This window comes from Shewanella sp. LC6, assembly GCF_006385735.2.
GTDB lineage: Bacteria > Pseudomonadota > Gammaproteobacteria > Enterobacterales > Shewanellaceae > Shewanella > Shewanella xiamenensis.
This window is the reverse complement of record NZ_CP043902.1, coordinates 4260214-4283173: the sequence shown is the minus strand read 5'-3', so window position 1 is coordinate 4283173 and position 22960 is coordinate 4260214. Positions and strand designations below refer to the sequence as shown.

21 protein-coding genes are annotated in these 22960 nt (G+C 47.9%); 12 read left to right on the top strand and 9 right to left on the bottom strand.

The annotated features are described in order from the left end of the window. Positions 1-18: 18 nt before the first annotated feature. Positions 19-1629, bottom strand: a complete 1611-nt coding sequence (locus FJD32_RS19165; protein ID WP_011787758.1) for an IS1634-like element ISSpu7 family transposase — start codon at positions 1627-1629, stop codon at positions 19-21. 176 nt (positions 1630-1805) lie between these two features. Here FJD32_RS19165 and FJD32_RS19160 point away from each other — a divergent pair, with 176 nt between their 5' ends. The 5 genes from FJD32_RS19160 to FJD32_RS19140 all read left to right on the top strand — a co-directional run bounded on the left by FJD32_RS19160 (position 1806) and on the right by FJD32_RS19140 (position 6739). Beyond that, entirely contained in the window at positions 1806-2105 is a 300-nt protein-coding gene (locus FJD32_RS19160) for a hypothetical protein (RefSeq protein WP_088585869.1), read from the top strand. Further along, positions 2102-2446: an IS66 family insertion sequence element accessory protein TnpB gene (gene tnpB, locus FJD32_RS19155; protein WP_088585868.1), complete on the top strand. Its 345-nt coding sequence runs from the start codon at positions 2102-2104 to the stop codon at positions 2444-2446. The genes FJD32_RS19160 and tnpB overlap by 4 nt, the downstream gene beginning before the upstream one ends. An 86-nt stretch (positions 2447-2532) precedes the next feature. Further along, positions 2533-4035, top strand: coding sequence for an IS66 family transposase (locus FJD32_RS19150; protein WP_088585867.1), 1503 nt, complete (start codon positions 2533-2535; stop codon positions 4033-4035). Positions 4036-4092: 57 nt separating this feature from the next. Further along, positions 4093-4335, top strand: a complete 243-nt coding sequence (locus FJD32_RS19145) for a hypothetical protein (protein WP_088586131.1) — start codon at positions 4093-4095, stop codon at positions 4333-4335. A 217-nt stretch (positions 4336-4552) separates the two neighbouring features. Then, positions 4553-6739 carry an OsmC domain/YcaO domain-containing protein gene (locus FJD32_RS19140; RefSeq protein ID WP_088586130.1) on the top strand — a complete coding sequence of 729 codons (2187 nt, stop codon included), beginning with the start codon at positions 4553-4555 and terminating at the stop codon, positions 6737-6739. Between the two features lie 83 nt (positions 6740-6822). On the opposite strand, the gene FJD32_RS19135 is transcribed toward FJD32_RS19140, so the two are convergent. Next, complete coding sequence (locus FJD32_RS19135) at positions 6823-7731, bottom strand: GGDEF domain-containing protein (RefSeq protein WP_069453549.1); 909 nt, start codon at positions 7729-7731, stop codon at positions 6823-6825. Between the two features lie 277 nt (positions 7732-8008). Here FJD32_RS19135 and FJD32_RS19130 point away from each other — a divergent pair, with 277 nt between their 5' ends. Then, positions 8009-8491 carry a cupin domain-containing protein gene (locus tag FJD32_RS19130; protein WP_088586129.1) on the top strand — a complete coding sequence of 161 codons (483 nt, stop codon included), beginning with the start codon at positions 8009-8011 and terminating at the stop codon, positions 8489-8491. Positions 8492-8586: 95 nt separating this feature from the next. Here FJD32_RS19130 and FJD32_RS19125 read toward each other — a convergent pair whose 3' ends face one another. Then, entirely contained in the window at positions 8587-9501 is a 915-nt protein-coding gene (locus FJD32_RS19125) for an alpha/beta hydrolase (protein ID WP_088586128.1), read from the bottom strand. 340 nt (positions 9502-9841) lie between these two features. Between FJD32_RS19125 and FJD32_RS19120 the strand changes: the two genes are divergently transcribed. After that, entirely contained in the window at positions 9842-11203 is a 1362-nt protein-coding gene (locus tag FJD32_RS19120) for an MATE family efflux transporter (RefSeq protein ID WP_088586127.1), read from the top strand. A 17-nt stretch (positions 11204-11220) separates the two neighbouring features. Here the strand turns inward: FJD32_RS19120 and FJD32_RS19115 are convergent, their stop codons facing one another. Together FJD32_RS19115 and FJD32_RS19110 are read right to left on the bottom strand one after the other, a co-directional pair. Then, positions 11221-11826, bottom strand: a complete 606-nt coding sequence (locus FJD32_RS19115; protein WP_088586126.1) for a DUF4274 domain-containing protein — start codon at positions 11824-11826, stop codon at positions 11221-11223. Between the two features lie 79 nt (positions 11827-11905). Continuing rightward, positions 11906-12331: a CBS domain-containing protein gene (locus FJD32_RS19110; RefSeq protein ID WP_069453544.1), complete on the bottom strand. Its 426-nt coding sequence runs from the start codon at positions 12329-12331 to the stop codon at positions 11906-11908. Positions 12332-12599: 268 nt separating this feature from the next. On the opposite strand from FJD32_RS19110, the gene FJD32_RS19105 reads away from it, so the two are divergent. After that, positions 12600-14366, top strand: coding sequence for an alkaline phosphatase D family protein (locus FJD32_RS19105; protein WP_140907305.1), 1767 nt, complete (start codon positions 12600-12602; stop codon positions 14364-14366). A gap of 333 nt (positions 14367-14699) precedes the next feature. Continuing rightward, a complete protein-coding gene (locus FJD32_RS19100; RefSeq protein ID WP_011624046.1) occupies positions 14700-15266 on the top strand; it encodes a phosphoribosyltransferase family protein in 567 nt (188 codons plus the stop codon). A gap of 85 nt (positions 15267-15351) precedes the next feature. On the opposite strand, the gene FJD32_RS19095 is transcribed toward FJD32_RS19100, so the two are convergent. After that, a complete protein-coding gene (locus tag FJD32_RS19095; RefSeq protein ID WP_088586124.1) occupies positions 15352-16620 on the bottom strand; it encodes a glycerophosphodiester phosphodiesterase family protein in 1269 nt (422 codons plus the stop codon). 352 nt (positions 16621-16972) lie between these two features. Here FJD32_RS19095 and FJD32_RS19090 point away from each other — a divergent pair, with 352 nt between their 5' ends. Beyond that, complete coding sequence (locus FJD32_RS19090; RefSeq protein WP_037414426.1) at positions 16973-17278, top strand: DUF3622 domain-containing protein; 306 nt, start codon at positions 16973-16975, stop codon at positions 17276-17278. A 143-nt stretch (positions 17279-17421) separates the two neighbouring features. Here FJD32_RS19090 and azu read toward each other — a convergent pair whose 3' ends face one another. The 3 genes from azu to rihA form a co-directional block, all read right to left on the bottom strand. After that, on the bottom strand, positions 17422-17898 hold the full coding sequence (gene azu, locus FJD32_RS19085; protein ID WP_055648145.1) for an azurin: 477 nt from the start codon (positions 17896-17898) through the stop codon (positions 17422-17424). Positions 17899-18068: 170 nt separating this feature from the next. Next, positions 18069-18980, bottom strand: a complete 912-nt coding sequence (gene rbsK, locus FJD32_RS19080) for a ribokinase (protein WP_088586123.1) — start codon at positions 18978-18980, stop codon at positions 18069-18071. Positions 18981-18998: 18 nt separating this feature from the next. Then, positions 18999-19955: a pyrimidine-specific ribonucleoside hydrolase RihA gene (rihA, locus tag FJD32_RS19075; RefSeq protein WP_037414420.1), complete on the bottom strand. Its 957-nt coding sequence runs from the start codon at positions 19953-19955 to the stop codon at positions 18999-19001. 204 nt (positions 19956-20159) lie between these two features. Here rihA and FJD32_RS19070 point away from each other — a divergent pair, with 204 nt between their 5' ends. Both FJD32_RS19070 and FJD32_RS19065 read left to right on the top strand, forming a co-directional pair. After that, entirely contained in the window at positions 20160-21491 is a 1332-nt protein-coding gene (locus FJD32_RS19070) for a DUF3592 domain-containing protein (protein ID WP_088586122.1), read from the top strand. Positions 21492-21494: 3 nt separating this feature from the next. Further along, positions 21495-22937, top strand: a complete 1443-nt coding sequence (locus tag FJD32_RS19065) for a hypothetical protein (protein ID WP_088586121.1) — start codon at positions 21495-21497, stop codon at positions 22935-22937. Positions 22938-22960 lie beyond the last annotated feature (23 nt).

Here is a 22960-nt window from a genome sequence, read left to right as displayed (position 1 = left end):
CGACATTCCGCAGCTAATTTAGGAATAAACTACCTCATAGAATCTACCGAGTAATTTGAGTAGTTGTGTTTGGTGATCTTGAAGTCCAGTGATGAACCTTTGGCCGTTAATCTCTAGCGTATCTATGCCTTCGAATTGCAAGAAGACCCAACGTGCCGTCGGTCTGGAGGTCGTCTTGTTCTTTACCATACTTGGGAAGAACGCTTCGGTTTGTGCGAGTTGTTCTCTGATTTTGTGTTCTAAACTAGCGTAAACAAGCAAGCTCAACGTCATTATCATTAGCAACGCTTCAATGCGCTCAGGCTTTTTCAAGAAGATGGAAGAGGTTAAAAACTCAGGGCTTTTTAGAAAACGGAAGCCGCGCTCGACTTTTTGTTGCGATTTGTAATGTGCTAGAAGAGCCGCCATGGTGAGTGCTTCATTGTCGGTGTCATTCGTCGCGAGGATAAACATGCCTACTTTGAGCTTAGCCAGTTTTACTTTTTCTAGGTCGGTGAAGGGGGCGGCTTCGATAAAGTATTGGTATCCTGTCGGTGCTTCATCTGTCTTTGGGCGGCCCGAATGAGAGTAAGTCGGCTGTTTGATGAGAGTGCCTTGTTCAAACCCAAGTAAGTCACATTGTTTCTTGAAATCGTTAAACGCTAATTCTGCGTCAACTTCACAAGCGAATGGTTTTTTACTTAGCTTTTCCAACGCTTTGATTTCTTTTGCTATGTTTTTCTCTAAGTTCTTGAAGAAAGTGATTTCTTCCCGCTTGGTGGCCTGTTCACTGTGAACGAGCAACCAACGTTGATTGACCTTTCCGTAATCCGAGTCTATCCAACATCCTGAGTAGCCATGACCGATAGTGCTTAATTGCTCTGGCTCTAGCGCAAGTAGTGCTTGTTTTGCGAGCTTGATGGTCATGGGGACACGGGTAATGAATTTTTGATTTTGCTCATCTAGCGAGGAGATGCTTTCTTCGGTGTACAAAGCGGCATCAGCGATAAAGTAACGACTATTTTGCGCGGCTTTTAGGCAATGTATGTGTCTTTTAGTGACTTCAGCGAATGCCTTGGCATCATTGGTGTTACCACTCAGTGCTTGCATGTAAACAGGAATACCTGCTTGGTTTTCACAGATGAGTTCAAGCACGACTTGGTTAAGCTCTGGCCTATGATCCCGACTATAACCTCTTACAAGCTTAATCACGTTGGTGTTTTCATCTTGTGCATACTCACCATCAACGTGGAAGCTAGTGATATCAAGATGAACAGAATCGGTCGTCAAGCCCAGTTTATCAACAACACGCTCAGCAATAACCTGATAGAGCGCTGAGACATCGGCTTCGTATAGAGCATCTAATGTGCGGCCTAGTACATCATCAGTCAGGTGGTGTGCTTCAATGTCTTTGGCGAGTAGCTTAGATACAGGCTTGGTCTTAAAAAAGTCCGAGAACATGTGCAGTGTTCTGCTATGAAAGCCAAGTCCATTTAGGAGCATGGCCAATACCGCGTCACCATGAGAAACATTGTGGTCAGAATATTTTGGGATAACGGCATCTATCATCCGTGGCAGGCCAATTTCGTGACAAAAGGCGGCAATGAGACCAAGGTGATCTAAGCGTTTAATAACAGGATGGGTAGACATATTTTGAGACCGTCAAATAGCAGTAATAGATCAAAACTGTCGATCGCGGTCAAGATGGTGTCGTAGTTTTTATGAAAAGCTGATCGCCAGATCACACTATTTAAATTCTGGAATTAGCTGCGGAATGACGGATAATACCAATACTTTGACATAGTGCCTTTTTCATCGGAGGCACTATGAACCAAGAGCAAAAGCGCGCCCATTGGGCAACAGTTGTTGAGCAACAAAAACAAAGCACGCTTTCCATCAAGCAATTCTGTGCAGACAGCGGCATCAGTTATCAAACCTTCTACTATTGGTCTAAGCGATTGCGTTCTCCTGACGCAACGCAAACACTTCAGCCTATTATTTTCAATGAATATGAAGAGACGAAGGCTGAGTCGGTGATCATTACTTTTGCCAATGGTATTCGCGCTGAATTACCAACAACACTGAGTACCGCTCAGATCAAACACTGGGTGGATGCCTTGCAATGACTCCCTCCGGCAAGGTCTTTCTGGTCTCCGGTGTCACCGACATGCGAAAGTCTATCGATGGTCTGTCGCTCATTGTCGCCGAACAACTCGACATGGACCCGTTCAGCGAGGCCTGGTTTATATTCTGTAATCGCGGACGCGATAAACTCAAAATCTTGTTTTGGGATACCAACGGGTTTTGGCTTTACTATCGCCGTTTGGAGAACGGTACCTTCAAATGGCCTCGCCCGAATTCCCAGGGCGTGATTGTCATCAGCAAACCGCAACTTCACTGGTTGCTCTCTGGGCTGTCACTCGAGAACAACAAAGCCCATCGGCCTTTAAATGGGCTAGAAGTGTGATGCTAGACACTGATCGTAATTTTGCACTTGAACGATCCTTTTTAACCGTCACACTGGGCACCATACAATGCTGTAGATGATGCCCAGTGACCGACTACCCCGATGATATAGAACAACTCAAGGCCATGCTTCTTGCCAAGGATGCATTGTTGCAGGCCAAAGAGGAGGAAGTCGCCGCCCTCAAAACGCAGGTGCAATTGCTCGTTGAGCAGCTCAACCTCAGCAAATCCAAACGCTTCGCTGCCCAAAGCGAAAAAGTCGCCAAAGGAACGTTCAACGAAGCTGAACAGCAAAACGCGTTGCCTTCCTCACCTAAAGAGCGCAGAAAAACGGGTCGTAAACCGCTGCCTGCTGACCTTGAACGCGAGGTGCAAACCCATACCTTAAATGCGCCGTATTGCGACTGCTGTGATGCGCCTTTACATGAATGCGGTAAGGAAATCAGCGAAACCCTGAAAATCCTACCTCAGCGAGTGAGTGTCATTCGCCATGAGCGCACCAAATATGCTTGTCGCCACTGCGAGCAAACAGCCGAAACCAGCAAAGTGGTCACAGCTCCAAAACCGGCGAGTATGCTCCCTAAAAGCCTTGGCAGTGCCGAGGCCTTCGCCGCCGTGGTCACCGCCAAATACGTCGATGCACTGCCGCTCTACCGTCAGGTAGATATCCTGAACCGCTCGGGTATAGATATTAGTCGCGCCACCTTGGCCAACTGGTGTGTGCAGCTTGGCAGTAAAGTGCAGGTCATTATCGATGCAATGAAAGCGCAGCTCCTAAAAGAATCCCTCATCTGCGCCGATGAAACCACGGTGCAAGTGCTCAGAGAAGAAGACAGACAGGCCCAGTCCAAATCCTATATGTGGGTTTATCGCAGCGGCGAGTTCACCCCCAATCCCGTCGTCATCTACGACTATCACCCCAGCCGAGCAGGCGCTTGTGTGCGCGAATTCCTTGGTGATTACCATGGTTATCTGTTGTCAGATGGTTACAGTGCGTATGACACGGTAGACGGTGTCACTCAAGCCGCGTGCATGGCGCATGTGCGCCGCAAGTTCACCGATGCTCAAAAGGCATCCCCTTCGAAAAAGGCAGGGAAACCCGAAAAGGCCCTGGCCTTTATCGCCAAACTGTATGGGATAGAAAAGCGAGCCAAAACGCTGTCGGCCGAAGCCCGCCAACAGCTGAGGATGCAAGAAAGCCTCCCCATATTGAATGACTTCAAAGCGTGGCTCGATAGCCTGAATGTGCTGCCCAAAGGAGCATTAGGCCAGGCCATCACCTACACCAAGAATCAGTGGCCTAAGCTGCTGACCTACCTGGAAGATGGACATATCAGCATCGACAACAATGTGACAGAGCGGGATATCCGGCCGTTCACGACGGGGCGAAAAAACTGGATGTTCTCAACGTCAGTCGGTGGTGCGAAAGCCAGTGCCAATCTGTATAGCTTGGTCATGACGTGTCGGGCGAATGACATCAACCCCTATTATTACTTCCGGCACCTGTTCACGGAGTTGCCAAAGCGTTCAATCGCCGATGATATGTCGGATCTGATGCCATGGAATGTTGATCTCAGTGGAATTGAGTAGGGCTTCACTGGTTCATTAACCGCTTACAGCCAAATTTTATAAATGGCGGCGTAAACCATGACGGATGCTAGGCTGATCACCCTCTTAAAAATCTGTATTAGCATAGGGCTGTGCCTGATTGCGCTCGGCATTTATCTGCATAACTTTAATGAAAGTGTCGAAGCCATGGGTGTTAAGGGGATTATTATCAGCGCCGTATGCGTTGCCGTTGGCATGGCGTTATCCCTGCCGACCAAGATGTATTTAACCTTTCTACTGGTTAAGCGCGAGGCGGATAAGCAAGGCGACGCTGAGCATTAATCCTTAGCCAAACCACAGTCAATGCCGCAATAAATCCCACTGTTCTACTTGCTGCTCACTGCATAAAACTCCCGCTGGTGTTTTTTTAACATAATTAACCCAAGACTAATGGTCGAAAAACACCGATAATTCCCCCCAGATGATAGCGCCCAAGGGCAATGCTGTGCGGTAACGGATGCGATTACCGCGTTTGAGCATATTGAGTGGAAAAATTCTAATGGAAATCAAAGTTAATTTTCTCGACAACCTGAGACTCGAAGCCAAGTTCGACGATTTTACGGTAACGGCCGATCAGCCCATTCGTTATAAGGGCGACGGCTCGGCGCCGAGTCCCTTCGACTACTTCTTAGCTTCTTCGGCGCTGTGTGCGGCCTACTTTGTGAAGGTATATTGTAAATCCCGCGATATTCCGACGGACAATATCCGCCTGTCGCAAAACAATATTGTCGACCCAGAAGATCGCTATAACCAGATTTTCCAGATCAATGTCGAATTGCCCGATGATATTTCGGATAAAGACCGCGAAGGTATTCTGCGCTCTATCGACCGCTGCACAGTGAAAAAAGTAGTGCAGACTGGCCCAGAATTTAGAATCGAAACCGTTGAAAACCTCGATGCCGATGCCAATGCCATGTTGATGGGTCATCCCGCGGGAGAGAGCAGCACCTATATTTTGGGCAAAGATTTACCGCTGGAGCAGACCATTGCCAATATGACGGCGATGCTCGCCGATTTGGGGATGAAGATTGAGATCTCCTCATGGCGCAATATTGTGCCCAATGTGTGGTCACTGCATATCCGTGATGCCGCATCGCCCATGTGTTTTACCAATGGTAAAGGCGCAACCAAAGAGAGCGCGCTGTGCTCGGCCCTCGGCGAGTTTATCGAGCGTTTAAACAATAACTTCTTCTATAACGATCAATTCTTTGGGGTTGAGATCGCGAGTAGCGAGTTTGTGCATTACCCGAATGAAAAATGGTTTGCTTTAGAAGAGGACGATTCGCTGCCAGCGGGATTGTTAGATGATTATTGCCTCGAGATTTACAATCCCGATGAGGAGCTGTGTGGCTCGCATCTTATCGACACTAACTCGGGCAATCGTGAACGTGGTATTTGTGCGATTCCTTATACCCGTAAATCCGATGGCGAGACTGTGTACTTTCCATCAAACCTGATTGAAAACCTGTTCTTAAGCAACGGCATGAGCGCGGGTAATAACCTGAAAGAAGCCGAAGTGCAGTGTCTCTCTGAGATATTCGAGCGCGCGGTGAAACGCCAAATCATCGAGCAGGAAATCGTCCTGCCAGACGTGCCTATGTCGGTGTTAGAAAAATACCCAAGCATTCTTGCGGGCATTAAGGGTTTAGAAGAACAAGGCTTCCAAGTGGTGGTGAAAGACGCCTCCTTAGGCGGCCAGTTCCCTGTGATGTGCGTGACGCTGATGAACCCGAAAACCGGCGGCGTATTTGCCTCCTTCGGCGCCCACCCAAGCTTTGAAGTGGCATTGGAGCGCAGCCTAACCGAATTACTTCAAGGTCGCAGCTTCGAAGGCTTAAACGATGTGCCAAAACCGACCTTTAACAGCATGGCGGTGAGCGAGCCAGAAAACTTTGTCGAGCACTTTATCGACTCAACAGGGGTGATCTCTTGGCGCTTCTTTAGCAGCAAGCATGACTATGAGTTCTGCGAATGGGATTTCTCCGGCACCAACGAAGAGGAAGCGGACCGCTTATTCGGCATTTTAGAAGAGCTGGGTAAAGAGGTGTATGTTGCCGAATTTACCCAGTTAGGCGCATCGGCTTGCCGTATTTTAGTCCCTGATTACTCTGAGGTTTATCCAGTTGAAGACCTGATTTGGGATAACACCAACAAAGCGCTGGATTACCGTGAAGATATTCTGAATCTGCATTCTCTAAGCACTAAGCAATTGGTTAACCTAGTCAATCGTTTAGAGGAAAGTCAGCTCGATAACTACACCGATATTCGTACCCTGATTGGTATCGTCTTCGATGAAAATACCGTCTGGGGCAAGTTAACGATTATCGAACTTAAGATCCTGATTTATCTAGCACTCGGCGCGCATGAAGAGGCGCTCGAATTAGTCGGTGAGTTCCTGCAATTTAACGACAATACTGTGAAGCGCAATCTGTTCTTCCAAGCAATGAGCGCGGTACTGGAAGTGACACTGGATGAAGACCTTGAACTCGAAGACTTTAGCCATAACTTTACCCGCATGTTTGGCGCGGAAGTGATGGAACAAGTGGTCGGCAGCGTTACTGGTAAAGTCCGTTTCAGCGGCTTGACTAAGACCAGCATGCAGCTCGAAGGGATTGAGCCACATTTACGCTTAATTGAAAGCTATAAGAAACTGCACGCCGCCCGCAAGGCCAAAGCAGCGAACTAATAGTAAATATTAAGTATTTGATATGATTAAAAAAGCGAACCTAGGTTCGCTTTTTTAATGGCCGTTGCCACGGATATACAGCCTTAAGCACTATTGGCGATAACGCGATTCTTACCATTCCGCTTGGCTTGATAGAGCGCGGCATCGGCGCGTTTTAAGGTGTCTTCATAGGATTTATCGCTCGCCTCTATGGTGGCGACACCAATACTGACGGTGGCGAAGAGCCCTTTTACGGCGTGTTTTTGTAGTGCTTTGAAGCAGCAATCGCAGAGAAATTCTGCAAACACTATGGCTTGATCGTATTCAACGCCGGGCAGGGCGACGACAAACTCATCCCCACCAAAACGGTAGGCACTGTCGGTTTTGCGAAATTGCTGCTTGCAAGTGTCGGCCACAGCCATGATGACGTTATCACCCGCATGGTGCCCAAGTTGATCGTTGATCAATTTTAGATTGTCCAGATCGAGCACTAAGATCGAGGCGGGAATGCGGTGCCTACTATAGGTATCGAACAGCAGGTTTAAGTCGCGCTCTAATCGGCGACGGTTAAATAGTCCTGTGAGTTGGTCTGTATCGCTTAATTGCCGAAGCTGGACTTCAAGCTGATGGCGTTTGGAGATATTGCTGGCGACCCATAGCACCACGGGTTCATTATCGACGAGAAAATCTAATGCCTGAATGCGCCCTTCAAACCAAATAGGTTCGGTGGGGCCTTGTTCAGGTAAGCCTTTGATATCTTTGTTACTGAGCTCATATTCTTCGATGAGCAATTTACGGCTTATTAAAGCTTGTTCAATAATGCTGAGGTAATAATTGGCTTTTTCTTCGTTTAATACGTCACTGATATATAGGCCGACTAATCCACTACCATCATGGTAATAACGATCATCTTTACCGCCAAACACCGCAATATAACGGCCACTTTGGGAAAGGATAAACGCTGGATCGGGTAGGGCGTCCAGCACTAAAGCGATTTGCTCAACATTGATCATCAAATCTACTCCCTGACACATTTTATGTGTTCATTATCCTTGCTACTGCAAATGTCATTATTGGCAGTCATTTGGTTTTGAATTTAGCTTTTTTTTGTGGATATTCAAACCTTAAACTTGGGTTCAGCATTGTTAACAATATGATGAATAGTCGACTAGCTTTATCAGTTTAGGTGGTTTTTGTGGTCAAATCCTCGATCTGCAAATAATTAGGGTTAATCCCATTTAGGTGAGAGTGTAAACTTTGGCGCATTAACATTTAAAACGAGGAAATGCCATGCACACGGCAGATGATTTTATTCAGTATTTAGCGCTTGAGCAGCATGTAGAAGGCGGATATTACCGTTCGTCTTATCGCTCCGATTCGGCCTTCGATTCGAGTCGTCAGCTGTGGAGCAGTATTTATTTCTTACTGCGAACGGGTGAAGTGTCGCATTTTCATCGACTTACGGCCGATGAGATGTGGTATTTCCATGCGGGGCAATCATTGACGATTTATATGATTTCCCCCGAAGGCGAGCTGACCACGGCGCAGTTAGGACTTGATTTAGCTGCGGGCGAAAGACCACAGTTTTTAGTGCCTAAGGGCTGCATTTTTGGCTCGGCGATGAATCAAGATGGATTCTCGCTGGTGGGCTGTATGGTATCACCCGGTTTTACCTTCGATGACTTTGAGTTGTTTAGCCAAGAAGCTTTGCTGGCGATGTATCCGCAGCATAAAGAAGTGATCTACAAGCTGAGTCGACCAGAGGCGAAATAGCGCCGTTAGATCATTGCGTTATCATGCAATAGGTTATTCGTTGAATGGATTCAATCGCCGCATGGCTTTTATCTAGACATGCGGCTTAGTGAGGATTAAGTGCGAATAATGTGGGTTACTTGCACCATGGCATCACGTGCCGATTGGCTGACGCCAGCGAGTTGGAAGAAGCCGTGGATCACCCCTAAATAGCGGCGGCAATGGGCATCGACGCCTGCATCTAATAGGTTACGGAATAGCTGTTCGCCCTCATCTAACAGGGGATCGAACTCGGCGGTAATAATGTGAGTTTCGGGTAAACCTGCTAAATCCTGGCTACGCAGTGGGCTGGCTTCAACGTCGGTTCTGGGATGCCAGTCGAGGTACATATCAAAGCCTGTGAGCAGTGTGTCGCGGGTGATAATGTACTTGTCGCCATTGTCGATATAACTCTGGCTTTTGGCGGTCGCATCCAACATCGGATAGATAAGCACTTGTTTTTTAGGCAACCATTGCCCTTTGGCTTTTAACCGCAGGCAAGTGACTAAGGCTAAATGGCCGCCGGCACTGTCGCCCATCAGAGTGATATTGGTGTTATCGCCGCCCCATTGCTGGCAATGTTGCTGTACGAGATTGGCAGCATTGAAGGCATCGTCATGGGCTGCTGGGTACACATGCTCAGGGGCGAGACGATAGCTAACCGCCACCACTAATGCGCCGGAATCATTGGCGATTTTACGCAGTTGCTGATTATGAGTAGCGATGCCGCCGCTAACAAAACAGCCGCCGTGATAGTAAATGACCACGGGTAAGTTGTTATCCGCCGAGGGCTTAAAAAGGGTTAATTCTATACCCTCAAGGGATAAGGTTTTGACCTCAAATACGGCTTCCGGCTCGCCAGCCAATACTGTGCTGGCGATATAGCCTTGGCGACGCTCCTCAAGGCTTTGCTCGCGCACCGAAGGGCAACCTGCGGCGATAAACTCGCTCACCAATTGTTTAATTCCGTCTTCTAAATAGCGTTGGCTCATGTGCAGTTTCCCTGAATATATTCGGTGAGCGTTTATCGCCCCTTGTGGTCGGCAAAGTGTATCGACTCAATCACGAAAAGGGTAGTGTGTCATGGGGGATTTGCAATTAACGCCATCTATTTCAGTTGATTAGCAGTTATTGATTAACGCTTATTGATTTGTCATTGCTGATGTATTGCGACTCCTATGTATTGAGCTTCGCCCAATGAATACGGTTGCAGGGGCAGGTTTTAGGTTTGATGAAGGATTGAGCACAATCTAAAAATGTAAGAAAATTACCGCTCGCCAGCCTTGGCGTGTTATTGCTATTTCACTTGTCTTCCAGCGGTAAGGATTGGACGTGGCCACATCAGCTAAAACCCTGCAACAACGCATGGGCATTGTCGCCCTCACTTGGCCGATTTTTATCGAAACCTTGCTGCAATCCTTACTCGGGATCAGCGATATTTTTATGCTGAGCCATTATTCCGATAATGCGGTTGCGGCGGTCGGACTCACCACCCAATTGATGTTTTTTATGATGGTGATGTCCATGATGGTCAGCACGGGTGCCAGTATTCTGATCAGCCAAAATAACGGTGCGGGGCGAACCCAACAGGCGACCGATATTGGTGTCGCCAGCGTGGCCTTAAGTTTAGGTTTAGCAGTGGTGATGGGCGCTGCGATGTTTTTCAGTGCCCACGGCATTATCGGTTTATTTGCGCTAGAGCCTAAGGTTGCGGGCTATGGTTACGATTATCTGCTGATCTGCGGCAGTTTAAGTATCGGACTGGTGATGAACATCGCCTTTGCTGCCATCTTACGTAGTTACGGTTTTACCCGCTCGGCTATGTTGGTCACATTGAGCACGGGATTGATGAACGTGCTCGGTAACTATATTGCCCTCTATTCTCCCTTTGGTTTGCCGGTTTATGGGGTAACTGGGGTGGCGATTTCGACTGTGACCAGCCAGATGATTGGTGCCTTGATTATGCTGGCGGTGATCCGCAGTAAGCATATTCCGCTGCCAATGCAACGACTTAAATTATTGCCGCGCAGCACCTATTGGAGCGTGATGCGCATAGGTTTGCTTAATGCGGGCGAAATGCTGTCCTACAATGTGGCGCAGATGACCATCATCTATTTTATCAGCCAGATGGGCACCTTATCGTTAACGGCTTATACCTATGGCTTGAATATCAGTCGCTTTATTTACTGTTTTTCGGTGGCATTGGGGCAGGCGGCGCAAATCCAAACCGGTTACTACGTCGGTAAACAATGGTTTGATGAGATCACTGTGCGGGTGCAAAAGTATTGCTTAGTAGGCTTTATAGTCTCCCTTGCCATAGTGTTAACCTTTTATTGGCAGCGTTTTACCATTGTGGGTTGGTTGAGTGAAAATCCTAAAGTGATTGAACTTACTGCACTTCTGCTATTGGGCTCTATCGCGCTGGAAACCGGCCGAGTCTTCAATCTGGTGATTATTTCGGCATTAAAAGGCGCGGGGGATGTGGCGTTTCCGGTGCGGGTTGGCCTGTTTAGCATGTGGGGAATTGGCGTGTTATTGGCTTGGTTCTTTGGGCTGCATTTAGGTTATGGCGTGCTGGCCGCTTGGCTTGCTGTTGCGGCCGATGAATGGGTGCGAGGCTTGATTATGGTGCACCGTTGGCGCTCGGGTCGCTGGCAGCGTTTTACCCGTATTCCGCCAGCAACCTCAGCTTAAACCTAAAAGGTCACCCCTTATTGGTTGCCCCATTTACCCGATTTCAGCAGTTCATTTTTAAATTGTAGATACCTTGGGTGCCCTGCATCGGTTTCGATTTCCATCGTGCTGTAGGGGGCAAAAAGCGCACCGGGAATTTGGTATCCTCGCGTCAATACATCCTCTAGTGAGGGCATAAAACATTCTTTAATCGGGTCAAAATGGATTTTATAACTGGCATAGCTGCGCTCAACAAATCTATTGGTTATGGTTTTGAATAGCTGTCCAAAAGGCGTGTCGAGCCTCTGTGGCGTGGAGTAATAAAAGCCTTGTCCGTACCAGTAGAGCAATAAGGCGGTACCCGCATCGCAGAGTGGATGTTCGATAATTGCCCTGACCATATCGGGATCATGGTCATCCCAATTCAGGTTGCCCGCGACAAAATGCAATTCCTCAATACTTTGTAAGTCACTGATACAGGTGATTTGTGTCGCCACTTTACCAAAGTAGACGCTGTATTCATGTAAAGCGTCATAATCGGGATCGGCGAGCAATTGGGCGAGGCGGTCATGGTTGGTGATACAGCCTAATTCGGCGCATTCATAGGCGCGGATAAATTGCTCTTGGGTTAATAACTTGGCCACAGGCGTCCTTGGGAGTGTTGAAATAAGCACACTCGCCAGCTCTGCGAGAGCTGGCGAGGAATTGGGCGAGTATTAGAGGTTAAGCTTGCTGTTGCAGCAGGGTACGACAGAGCTTGATAAAGTCGGACGAGGTGACTATTCCCAATACTTTCTTATTGTTATCCACTACGGGTAAACAGCCGAGTTTATTACCGATAAAGTATTCGACTACCACGGTTAAAGGTTCATCAGGGGTGAGAGATTGGCAATCTTTATCCATCACAGTGGCGATGGGGGTGTAACGTTCCTTGCGATCCAATGCGCCTTGGCCGTATTTATTCAACATAGATAATACGCTGGCGATCATCTTTTTGTGGGTAAGAATACCGACTAAGGTGCCGTCGGTTTCAGAAATAACAGGTAAATGGCGCACGCCGCGGGTTTGCATTAAATGGTGGGCATCTTTAAGGCTCGCACCATCGCTGATGCAGATGACCTCTGTGCTCATAATATCGCTGACTTTCATCCTAAATTCCTTTTTTAACAATGCTCTGGTTTGACTCAGCATGAGCCAAAATCTGAGCGATTTGCCTCTTATTCGATGTTAGCAGCTTCATTGCGCCTTATGCCAGTATTGTACAAATAAAGTACGCTATTCAGTATAAGGCTATGAATTAAAAGAAATCATAAAAGGCTGACAAAGATGTCACAAATGTGTAACAGTGATGTCTCACAATCGGGGCCTCATTAGACCTCATACCAGTGAACCCTCATCTTAGAAAGGAATAATAATAATGAAACGAACCGTGACTCGTCGTGATTTTTTAGCCATGTCAGCCAAAGGTATTGGTGCCGCAGTGATTTCCTACGGCCTAATGGGGTGTAGTGACAGTAATGATGATAACTCTGTGCCCGCACAGTTTTTACATGGGGTTGCCAGTGGTGACCCAGCGCAGGATGCGGTGATCCTTTGGACCCGTGTGACGCCGGATTCTGTGGGGGATGTAAAAGTCAGCTGGCAAGTCGCCAGTGATGCAGCGTTCTCCCAATTAGTGACCACGGGGGAGATGGTCACTAATGCTAATCGTGATTACACCGTTAAAGTTGATGCCCGCGGTTTACGTGCGGGACAAACCTATTTCTACCGCTTTATGACGGCGGATAAAACCTCTGTCGTGGGCAAAACGCGCACTTTACCCGAGGGAGAGGTGAGTTCAGTCAAGTTAGCCGTGATGTCCTGCGCTAACTTTCCTGCGGGTTATTTTAACGTGTATGAATTGGCAGCGGCACAGGATGATCTCGATGCCGTGGTGCATCTTGGGGATTATATTTACGAATATGCCCGTGGTGGTTATGCCAGCGAACATGCGGCAGAGCTTGGCCGAGAAGTGTTACCCGCCAATGAGCTACTAACACTTAGCGATTATCGTACCCGTTACGCCCAATACCATACCGATGCCAGCCTGCAAAAACTGCATGCTAAAGTGCCTTTTATTACGGTATGGGACGACCACGAAGTAGCAAACGATACTTGGCGTGATGGCGCTGAGAATCATAACGAAGGCGAAGGGACTTTTGCGGCACGCAAAGAAGCGGCGTTGCAAGCTTACTTCGAGTGGCTGCCAATCCGTCCATGGCGCGAGGGCAACCATGAGGAGATTTACCGTAGCTTTAGTTACGGTAATCTAGTCGACTTACATATGCTCGATACGCGTGTGTTAGCCCGTGATAAGCAGCTCGACTATGCCGACTATATGGATGCCAGCACGGGCGCCTTCGATGGCGAGCGTTTCCGCGCCGATGTGATATCGACCTCTCGCACCATGTTGGGTTTAACCCAGTTGCTCTGGTTACAGGGCACCTTATTGCAAGCCACGGGTACTTGGCAGGTGTTGGGTCAGCAGATCCTCATGGGCAAAATGTCTCTACCTGCCGCGATTGCCACCCAGCAAATGAGCATTCCACAATACGCCATGCTTGGTGCGCTGGCGAAGTTAGCGGCCCGCGCAGCGGCAAATGATCCAACCTTAACGGCGGCAGAATTACAGTATTTACAGGCCAACCAAGCCTTGTTAACGCCAGAGGTGATTGCCCTGCTGCAACTGCCATCTATTCCTTATAATTTGGATGCATGGGACGGTTATGCCTATGAAAGAGAAGTGATTTTAGGCACGGCTAAATCGAAAAATCACAACCTAGTGGTGATCGCGGGTGACACCCATAACGCCTGGGCGAATGAGCTTAAAGACGTCAACGGTAATAGTGTTGGGGTGGAGTTTGCCACAAGCTCAGTATCATCCCCTGGATTGGAATACTATTTAAATCTGCCTGTGGAGCAGATCCCCGCAACCGAGGCGGCAATTGTCGAGTTGGTGCCGGATCTTAAATACACCAACCTCAAAGATCGCGGTTTTATGACCTTAACCTTCACTAAGGAAGCGGTGCGTAGCGACTGGCATTATGTCAGCACGATTCTGGCGAAGGAGTTTGAAGAGTCGACCAGCCGTAGCTACAGCGCCATGACTAAGGTCGGTGAACATATTATCAACCCAGTGAGCTAACTTAAGCGCCAAACTTAAGCTCCATCCTTTGCGTTGAGCTTGTACTCGTTCCTTGTTGGCCACCTTTGGGTGGCCTTTTTTTGCGCGTTTTTGTTAGTTCTGTCCTAAAAATGCAAAATAAACCGCAGTTAATCTACAACTTATTACTATTACTGCAGCACGGTGGTTTTTTTTGGTATAAAATTCGCTCCCAAAATTCGGCGGCTGCCTACACTTGCTAGGACTCTTATAAAGAGAATGCTGTTCTCGTGTTTTGGACGCCGAACAGACCTTACTAGGTAAAAAGCTACGCTTTGTCGCCTAAAATCAATAATTAAGATGGGGATCGGTGTCATGTCAGAAAAATATTTCGTTACCGCACAGCAACTGCTCGAAGATTCATTTCTATTAGCTTCACAGGTTTATGAGAGTGGATTTCGTCCGCAGTTTATCGTGGGTATTTGGCGTGGCGGTGCTCCAATCGGGATCGCGGTACAAGAGTTTTTCGACTTTAAAAAGGTTGAAACCGACCATATCGCCGTGCGTACCTCGTCTTACTACGGTATTGGTACCGACAAGCAAAGCAAAGAAATCAAAGTACATGGTCTGCATTACATTGTTGAAAATGCCAATGCCAGCGATAGCTTACTGATTGTGGATGATGTGTTTGACTCTGGCCGCAGTATCCATGCGCTGAAGGAAAAGTTAAGCCAACTGATGCGCTTAAATATGCCGCAGGACATTCGTATCGCTTGCCCTTATTACAAGCCAAAGAATACCGCTGTGCCTTTAAAGCCTGATTACTATATCCATGCCTCTGAAGACTGGTTAGTGTTCCCACATGAAGTGACGGGTTTAACGCCGGAAGAAATTGCCGAAGGTAAGGGCGATTTAAAAAATATTCAGCATCTTTTTAAGTAAAAAGAATCTGTTAATAAAAAGCGTTAGCAGTTTTTGCTAACGCTTTTTTGTTTCTCGGTTTTGAAATAGCGCCTATTGTTTTGGCCTATAAATCCATGCAGTTGGCATAGTAAGTCACAGTCGCTGGCCAGTCCGAAAACACGCCAATCACGCCCACATCTTTAGCTAACACATCGAGTAGTTCGTAGGTATCGCCCTCATTATCAATGGCATCGGTAATACTTTGATAATAAAAGCCGCCACCATTTTTTAATAAACCAGAACGTTCCAGCGACCATGTGGTGATCTTAAGTCCCGAGGCTTTCGCAGCCTTAGCGTATTCCGATGGAATGATTTTTTTATCCGCATCTAAGGCGACTAAAACCCAGAGTGGCGGCGCGATAATTTCGACGCCTTGGGTCTTTAAATCCGCCATTGAGGGTGACCAAGTCGCTGGATTTTGCGGATCGAAGGCGTTGTTATAATCGTACCTGTCATCGAGAAATACTGCCTGTTTAGCAAATTCAGGCGCGTTGGCGACCCAATATTTAATGTCATCCAAAATAAAGGATTGAGGAAAAACCTGTGAGGCATCGACGCCTGCTGCTGTATATTCATCGAGCATTTTCTGGGCGTACTGCTGCTGAGTAAAACCATCGAAGGGCATAGCTACGCTCGCGGCTTTTAGCTCGGGCGTCATTTTTACACCAGCTTTTTTAAACATCTCAATGCTTTCGGCGTGGGTCATTAGGGTGCCATTGCCAGCATATAAATCCGTGCGCCACTTAGGCGTACCATTCATAAACTCCTCGACAGTGGTGGCCTTGGGATTCTCGCCCTCCATCTTACCCTTTAAGGTTTTAAACTCGGCAAGGGTGATATCACTGGTACAGCAGGTTGCTGTGGCGGCAATGCCATTGGACGGATCGGCGGGCGTAAAAGGCACAGAGCATTTATTGGCAAGTTCGGGAATGGCCAAAATATTGGTCGTGCTGGCGAGATCGCACTGAGAGTGGCGGCAGACTAAGGCTTTATCGGCGGTAAAGGTCACATCACACTCGACGATACCCGCGCCGGAATCAATAGCCGCTTGGTAGGATTCTTTGGTGTGTTCAGGAAACTGCATCGCCGCGCCGCGATGACCGATGGAAAAATCACTACGGTAGAAATGATCGGTTTCGCACTGGGCTAAGCGGGTTTTAAGTGTGCTGTCTTGCATCTGGCGCACCAGAAACAGCGGCCGCTCACCCACTTGGGCCGCAACCATTTGAGTGGTGGGTGCTGTGGTCTCGTTATCTTTAGTATCACTGTTGCAGCCAGCAAGCAGAGCTGTTGTGGCAAATAGCATGTAGCGTGTTATTGGAGAGGTTTTCATCATCTTTCCTAGATTGAGTTTTTGTGAATGGATTCACCTCACACTCTAAAATGGCTAGATGACTAAATATGTTCAGTTTTATGATCAAAACAAGAAAAGTTACCGTTTGCCCGCCGCTTTTACGCTAGCTTGATACTGAGCTTAGGACTAAGATTAGGGCGAAAAATCATCTAGCATGTCGCGTTACTTTTGGGATTATTACGGCTATTTGAAAGTGCTAAGCATGAAAATTTTCTCGCAAGCGATCTTTCTGTGCCGAAATCAAGTAAACTGCGCTCCTTTTGTTTTATGATGGCGTTTGTATCGCTTGATAAGACAAACGTGGCAAGCATCATTTAGGAAATAGAGCAGAATGAGCAAGGGTAAAAAATACGATTTTCGCGTCACTCAAGCTGAAAATGGTTGGAAGACGGAAATCACTCGTCGTATGACGTCGACTAAGACGGTTGTGTCGAAAAGCCATGATGGTTTTGCGACTGAGGCCGAGGCACAAGCTTGGGGTCAAGCCGAGCTGCAAGTGTTTTTAGGCACACTGGTTGAGCGTAATAAGCGTCGCTCAGAGAAACAAGCTAAGGCTAAATTAGCGGCTGCATTAGCAGCGGAAGCGGCAACTGACGCCGATGATTTTGATGATGAAGACGAGTTCGGCGAAGAATAAATCGCAGAAGAAATCTCGGAACAAAAGTCTCGAAGGCAAGCTGGCTTGTGAGCCAATCTGCATTCAACAAAAAGCGGACCCAAGGTCCGCTTTTTGTTATGCCATCTTAAGGTGTTCCCCTAAGTAGCTGTTAGGCAATGGAATTATCCTTGAATTTTAAAGCTACCTTGCATAATCGCCCAGTGACCTGGGAAGCTGCAAAAGAATTGGTAAGCTTCAGTTGGGCTCATGCCCGCAGTACTAAATTTTATCGAAGTAGATTCACCGCCACCCACTAACGCAGTGTGAGCAATAACACGGGTATCACCGGCTTTAACATAAGCTGCATCGGCACCAGCACTCATTCCATCGGTCGCAACGGCAGACATATCTGCGGCTTTAGTTAATACCCAGTTGTGGCCCATAGCGGCTTTGGGCAGGGTACCAGTGTGCGTTAGGGTCAGTGTGACTTCTTTACAGGTAGCAGGAACAGATAGCTCTTTAGTGTCAAATTGCATTGCGTCAGTCGCAGCAATCTTGAGTTCACATTCGTTAGCACTCGCTTGGCTGGCGACGAATAATCCTAGACCGAGTAGGCTTGCGCTAGTCATGTTACGGAAAGTGGTGCTTTTCGCTTTCATCTGGTACTTCCTTATTCTGAACAAGGTGGATCGAGCCGTTTGACTCGAGTATGCGCTGCTCAGCATAGGTTGAATTCATTAAATGGGAATGAATTCGGTATGTAAATTATGTATATACAACTTTTGATTGAAAGAGATTGAGTGCGACAATTTGCCGCACTCATCAGGCATTAACGCGGCACTTCGTTGCGGTAGGGAATGGCGCGTTGTGCGCCTTCACGGGTAACCGTAATCGCCGATGCCGCATTGGCAAAGCCGACGGCGGCGGCAATCGACATACCTTCACTTAAGCCGACAACCAGTGCACCGTTGAAGGTATCACCAGCGGCGACTGTATCTATGGCTTGTACTTCAAGTGCCGGAATTAGCCCGGTAAAGCCTGCGCTACTGATAAATGCACCTTTGCTGCCTAAGGTGATCACTACCGTCGCAATCCCCTGTTGATGTAGCCATTGGGCGGCGAGTTTGGCATCTTCCTCATGCTTGACCTCTATACCCGTTAAGGCTTCGGCCTCGGTTTCATTGGGAGTAATAATGTCGACCCATTTGAGGTAGTCCAGCTCCTGAGTGGCCGCTGGCGCAGGATTAAGCACAGTGGTGATACCAAGACGTTTGGCCATTTGCAGTGCATTACTCACCGTCTCAGTGGGTGTTTCGAGTTGGATCAGTAGGTATTGCGCATTGGCAAACAGGGCGTAATGTTTTTCTAACTCGGCAGGGCTGAGGTGGGCATTAGCCCCAGCGGCAATCCCAATAGTGTTTTCGCCATTTTCAGCGATAAAAATCATCGCTGTACCTGTACTCATATTGGCAACTTGAGTGATGCCATCAGCTTGTATACCGTCCTTGAGCCAACTATTGCGCATTTCATTACCGATACCGTCTTGGCCTACATAGCAAATAAAATCCACACGAGAATCGGGCAGACACAGGCGAGCGCAAGCGACGGCCTGATTTGCGCCCTTGCCACCATGTTCTAGCCGATAACTTCGGCTTTTTAGGGTTTGTCCGGGAGCGGGCAAATACTCAAAATTCATGACATGATCGGCGTTGGCACTGCCGATAACAAGAATATGGCTCATGGAAGGTTCACCTTAGTGTCATCTGCGGTTGAGATACGTTGGAGTGTAGGCCGCTAAGCTGTCAACTAACAAGTCAACAAAGCCTTGTCTGTCGAGTCCAAACAGTACTGTGGCATTCGCAGGTTTAGCCGTAAGCTGATAGCGGTCGACTACCGTCATCCCCAGCGTTAATTCGCTCTGGGTTTCAATCTCTACTCGACAGTCTTGGGCATCAAACAGTTCAGGTTTGAGTAGCCAAGCAATAGTGCAGGGATCGTGCAGCGGCGCACCCACAAATCCCCATTTTGGATCCCTATGATAAATCATAAAGAAATCCAGTAACTCGGCGACACATTTAGCCACAGGGTTGGGAATCGCACGAATACGTTCGATATCTTCATCCATGATCTGTGCTTGATGTGTTACATCGAGGCCGCACATGGTAATGGGAATGCCGGATTTAAACACGATATCGGCGGCTTCTGGGTCGACAAAAATATTAAACTCGGCGGCAGGTGTCCAATTGCCGACACCCGCTGCACCACCCATCAATACAATGCGTTCGATCTTGGCGTGTAACTCGGCGTGGCTTGCAAGTAATAGCGCGATATTGGTAAGTGGCCCTGTGGGAACCAATGTCACGGGCTTATCACTTTGACGCAGCTGCTGCGCCATCAACTCAACGGCATTGATGCTTTGTGGCGTAAAGCTGGGTTCTGGTAATACTGGGCCGTCAAGTCCGGTTTCGCCGTGGACATTATCGGCAATGATTAACTCACGGCTTAAGGGTTTAACCGCACCGCCCGCGACCGGAATATCACTGCGATTTAATAAGGTTAAGATCCGCAGGGCGTTATTAAGCGTTTTATCGGGGGTTTGGTTACCCGCGCTGGTGGTGACGGCGAGTGGAACGAGCTCTGGATGGGCGAGGGCTAAAATGAGCGCAATGGCGTCATCATGGCCAGGATCGCAATCCAGAATAATAGGACGAGTCATACTGTTACTCCTTTAAACAGCGCAATGGAGGCTTAGAATAGCACGCTAAAGCTTGAAGACAGTGAGTCTCATAGTGTCTTTACAATAAACTGTGAGCATTTTCTGATTTCTCTTCATAAGCTGCTACAATAGCGCCCGCTTTAGGCACAATAAAGATAGATATTCAATGCCTTAAATATCATGGAATGATAAGGACGTTCTGGCGTGTTGGTGAATCCTAGTCAATTAACCTCGAGTACCTCCACTCGTTTTTTGGGGTGGTTAGAAATACTCTTAATCTGTATCCCTCTGCTGCTTTTTAGTTTTGCCGCCTTATTTCTGTGGGAAGGCGTGCAAAAGTGGTCGTTGGTCAATCAACTTGAAGAACGTGGTGCTGTCGCCATTGGCCGAGTGATTGACACTGAGTATCGGAGTGAACGAGGTTCGAACGGCATGTCTCGCCAAAGATTGATGTGTTTGGTGGAGTATCACACCGCCGAGGGCGAGGAAATTCGTCAGTGGGATCTCGATGGTGTGGATTGCCGTGCAACTTATCAATTAGTCTCGCCGCAGGATGATACGCCGGGGGCATTAGTGCCCAACTATGCGCAAAGTGCTGTGAGCTACTTGCCTGATGCACCAACACGGGCGAGCGCCAATCTTGAATTAACCCGCGATCGCGCCAAACTGGACGTTGGCTTTGGCGTCGCAGGCTTATTATTTGGCTTGTTTGTCGGTTATTTCTGTTTGAACTTATTTAGAATTCGTTGGGCTGAGTGTCGTTATGTGCCAATGCTCAAGCGTTTAGGACAGCAGCAGGATTACGCTGGGATTATCAATCTGCTTGAAACCTACAGGTGTCACCCCGCCGCGAATATTCTGGTATGGGAAGCAGCCGATCATATCGGCCATTGCAGTGAGTTATACCCGCGTTTTGTTGCCTTATTTGCCCAAATGCAATCTGTGCCAAGCAAAAAACAGTTGGAACCGATAGATGAAACCATTGTGATGATTAGCTTTTATCGCTTGAGTTCCTTAGGGTTTCACGACTTGGCGCTCGCGATGTTAGCCCGTAGCAATCAAGCTTTGTCGGCAAGAACCTTGGCAACCTTTGTACTGATAACTCGCACTTATCAGCTCCCTTTGGCACTGACATTATCCACAGAAAAGCTCAAGGCATTGGAGGCACTTTGTTATGCCAAAGAGCTCAGTTTTGGTTTGGAGGATGAAAAACAATGCTGTGTCGACTTTGCTGCCCGCATCGAATATTTACTTTGGTTAGTTAGATGGGTACTCGATAATACGCATGGTGCGCCGGAGCAAATGGTTAGCCCCGTGCAAGCGCGGATCTTGGCGGCGTTTGGCCAGACAATGGCGCTGCAAACACTCAGCCTCGATAGCGCGCAGGTGATTGATAAAAATACACAAGTATTATTATCTCGGTTAGATACGAGTCATGGTTTTCAGTGCGCATTGAGGCCGATAATCGAGTCATTATCGGATAACGTAGCGCAACATATTCAACAACTCACGTTTTCAGCAACGACAAGGAAATAAGTTATGCAGTCTTATTCAATTCCTCGCCCTTTGGCATTGGTAGCAGCCTTAATCGCCCTACAATTAACGGCTTGTAGTCAGCCGAAACCCGTAACCGTATTCGAAAATGATAAGGAAGCCTTATTGCAGTTTGATAACGGCAAACTGCTCCAATTTAAGGAAAATCCGAGTCCACAGTACCGCCATATTCCCTGTGATTTACCCGCTGTCGAGACTGTGGTCACCAATAGTTCGGCCTTTGCGGCGTTAACACAATCCGGTGAGGTGATCACTTGGGGTGATAGCTATGCTGGTGGCGATAGCCGCGAGGTGACTGAGCAGCTTAAGCAAGTTAAGCAAATCGTCTCGATTAAAGATGGGTTTGCCGCGTTACGTCAAGATGGCACTGTGGTGTTCTGGGGCAATGTGGGTAAATATCGCCTCGACAAAGCCCTACAAAACCGCATGACTAATATTACTAAATTATTCGCCAACCAAGAGGCCATTGCCGCGCTAGATGCCACAGGCAAGGTACACACTTGGGGTTATGGCCCTTACGGTGGCAATAGCTTGCATGTGCAGGATCAATTAGTTGATGTCATTGATATCTTTGCTAAGGGACGCAGTTTTGTCGCCCTCAAAAAACAGGGTAGTGCAGTGATTTGGGGCCAGGTTGAAGAGTCGACCAATATGAAAAAGTTGCTCCCTCAGCTTACGGATGTGGCGAAGATCGAATATTTTCAACACACCTATGCCGCCTTGAAAAAGGACGGCTCAGTAGTGAGTTGGGGCTGGCGCAGTGATACTTATCCTATCCGCAGTGCCTTAAAAGACGTGGCGAGTATGACGGCAAACAATTGCGCATTTGCGGTGTTAAGTCCTACGGGGGATGCGCATTTTTGGGGCGATGGCATTAACTGTGGCGTCGATTGGATTAAAAAAACCGACATTACAGGCGTGAAGGAGATTATCAGCGTCGGCTCAGGTTTTTTATTACTGCGGGATAAGGCGGTGCCGCAAATTGTGGCCGACGACACTGACTACGCGTATATGTTTGGGTTTCACTATGCCCAAGAGATTCTTGATAAATATTGGCAGGAAGGCAGTGTTATTACGCAAGGACCATCTTCCTTTGTGTTTACTCGTCCCGATGGCAAAGTGGTGCCCGTTGGATATCGCGCTAACCGTGATAATGTGGAAAAGTTAATGGCACGTATTCCGCGCCTCACGTGGTTAGATGGCGCAAATGACGGTTATGTTGGCATTAGCGACAAGGGGGAGCTGGTCTCTTGGTCGATGAATTTGCCCATGTTCGACAAGTCGCCTGTGCAACCTGCTGACTCGTTAGTGATTAAGCCGCTGGATTTAAGCCCGGTTGCCCAATGCGAAACCCCTGAGCAACGTCAGGCGATTTTGAGCAAAGACAGACCCCAACCTGCGGCAAAAAACTGGGATGGCGTTTTCTAACTCATCTGAGCTTTCTCGCCAAT

Bases quoted from the DNA above. Each gene is read 5' to 3' on its own strand.
- FJD32_RS19125 (WP_088586128.1), bottom strand. From the start codon at position 9,501: ATGAGCCAACGCTATTTAGAAGACGGAATTAAACAATTGGTGAGCGAG.
- rihA (WP_037414420.1), bottom strand. From the start codon at position 19,955: ATGACTCGTCCTATTATTCTGGATTGCGATCCTGGCCATGATGACGCC.
- FJD32_RS19160 (WP_088585869.1), top strand. From the start codon at position 1,806: ATGAACCAAGAGCAAAAGCGCGCCCATTGGGCAACAGTTGTTGAGCAA.
- FJD32_RS19100 (WP_011624046.1), top strand. From the start codon at position 14,700: ATGTCAGAAAAATATTTCGTTACCGCACAGCAACTGCTCGAAGATTCA.
- FJD32_RS19095 (WP_088586124.1), bottom strand. From the start codon at position 16,620: ATGAAAACCTCTCCAATAACACGCTACATGCTATTTGCCACAACAGCT.
- tnpB (WP_088585868.1), top strand. From the start codon at position 2,102: ATGACTCCCTCCGGCAAGGTCTTTCTGGTCTCCGGTGTCACCGACATG.
- rbsK (WP_088586123.1), bottom strand. From the start codon at position 18,980: ATGAGCCATATTCTTGTTATCGGCAGTGCCAACGCCGATCATGTCATG.
- FJD32_RS19135 (WP_069453549.1), bottom strand. From the start codon at position 7,731: ATGATCAATGTTGAGCAAATCGCTTTAGTGCTGGACGCCCTACCCGAT.
- FJD32_RS19065 (WP_088586121.1), top strand. From the start codon at position 21,495: ATGCAGTCTTATTCAATTCCTCGCCCTTTGGCATTGGTAGCAGCCTTA.
- FJD32_RS19165 (WP_011787758.1), bottom strand. From the start codon at position 1,629: ATGTCTACCCATCCTGTTATTAAACGCTTAGATCACCTTGGTCTCATT.
- FJD32_RS19140 (WP_088586130.1), top strand. From the start codon at position 4,553: ATGGAAATCAAAGTTAATTTTCTCGACAACCTGAGACTCGAAGCCAAG.
- FJD32_RS19130 (WP_088586129.1), top strand. From the start codon at position 8,009: ATGCACACGGCAGATGATTTTATTCAGTATTTAGCGCTTGAGCAGCAT.
- azu (WP_055648145.1), bottom strand. From the start codon at position 17,898: ATGAAAGCGAAAAGCACCACTTTCCGTAACATGACTAGCGCAAGCCTA.
- FJD32_RS19110 (WP_069453544.1), bottom strand. From the start codon at position 12,331: ATGAAAGTCAGCGATATTATGAGCACAGAGGTCATCTGCATCAGCGAT.
- FJD32_RS19090 (WP_037414426.1), top strand. From the start codon at position 16,973: ATGAGCAAGGGTAAAAAATACGATTTTCGCGTCACTCAAGCTGAAAAT.
- FJD32_RS19145 (WP_088586131.1), top strand. From the start codon at position 4,093: ATGACGGATGCTAGGCTGATCACCCTCTTAAAAATCTGTATTAGCATA.
- FJD32_RS19105 (WP_140907305.1), top strand. From the start codon at position 12,600: ATGAAACGAACCGTGACTCGTCGTGATTTTTTAGCCATGTCAGCCAAA.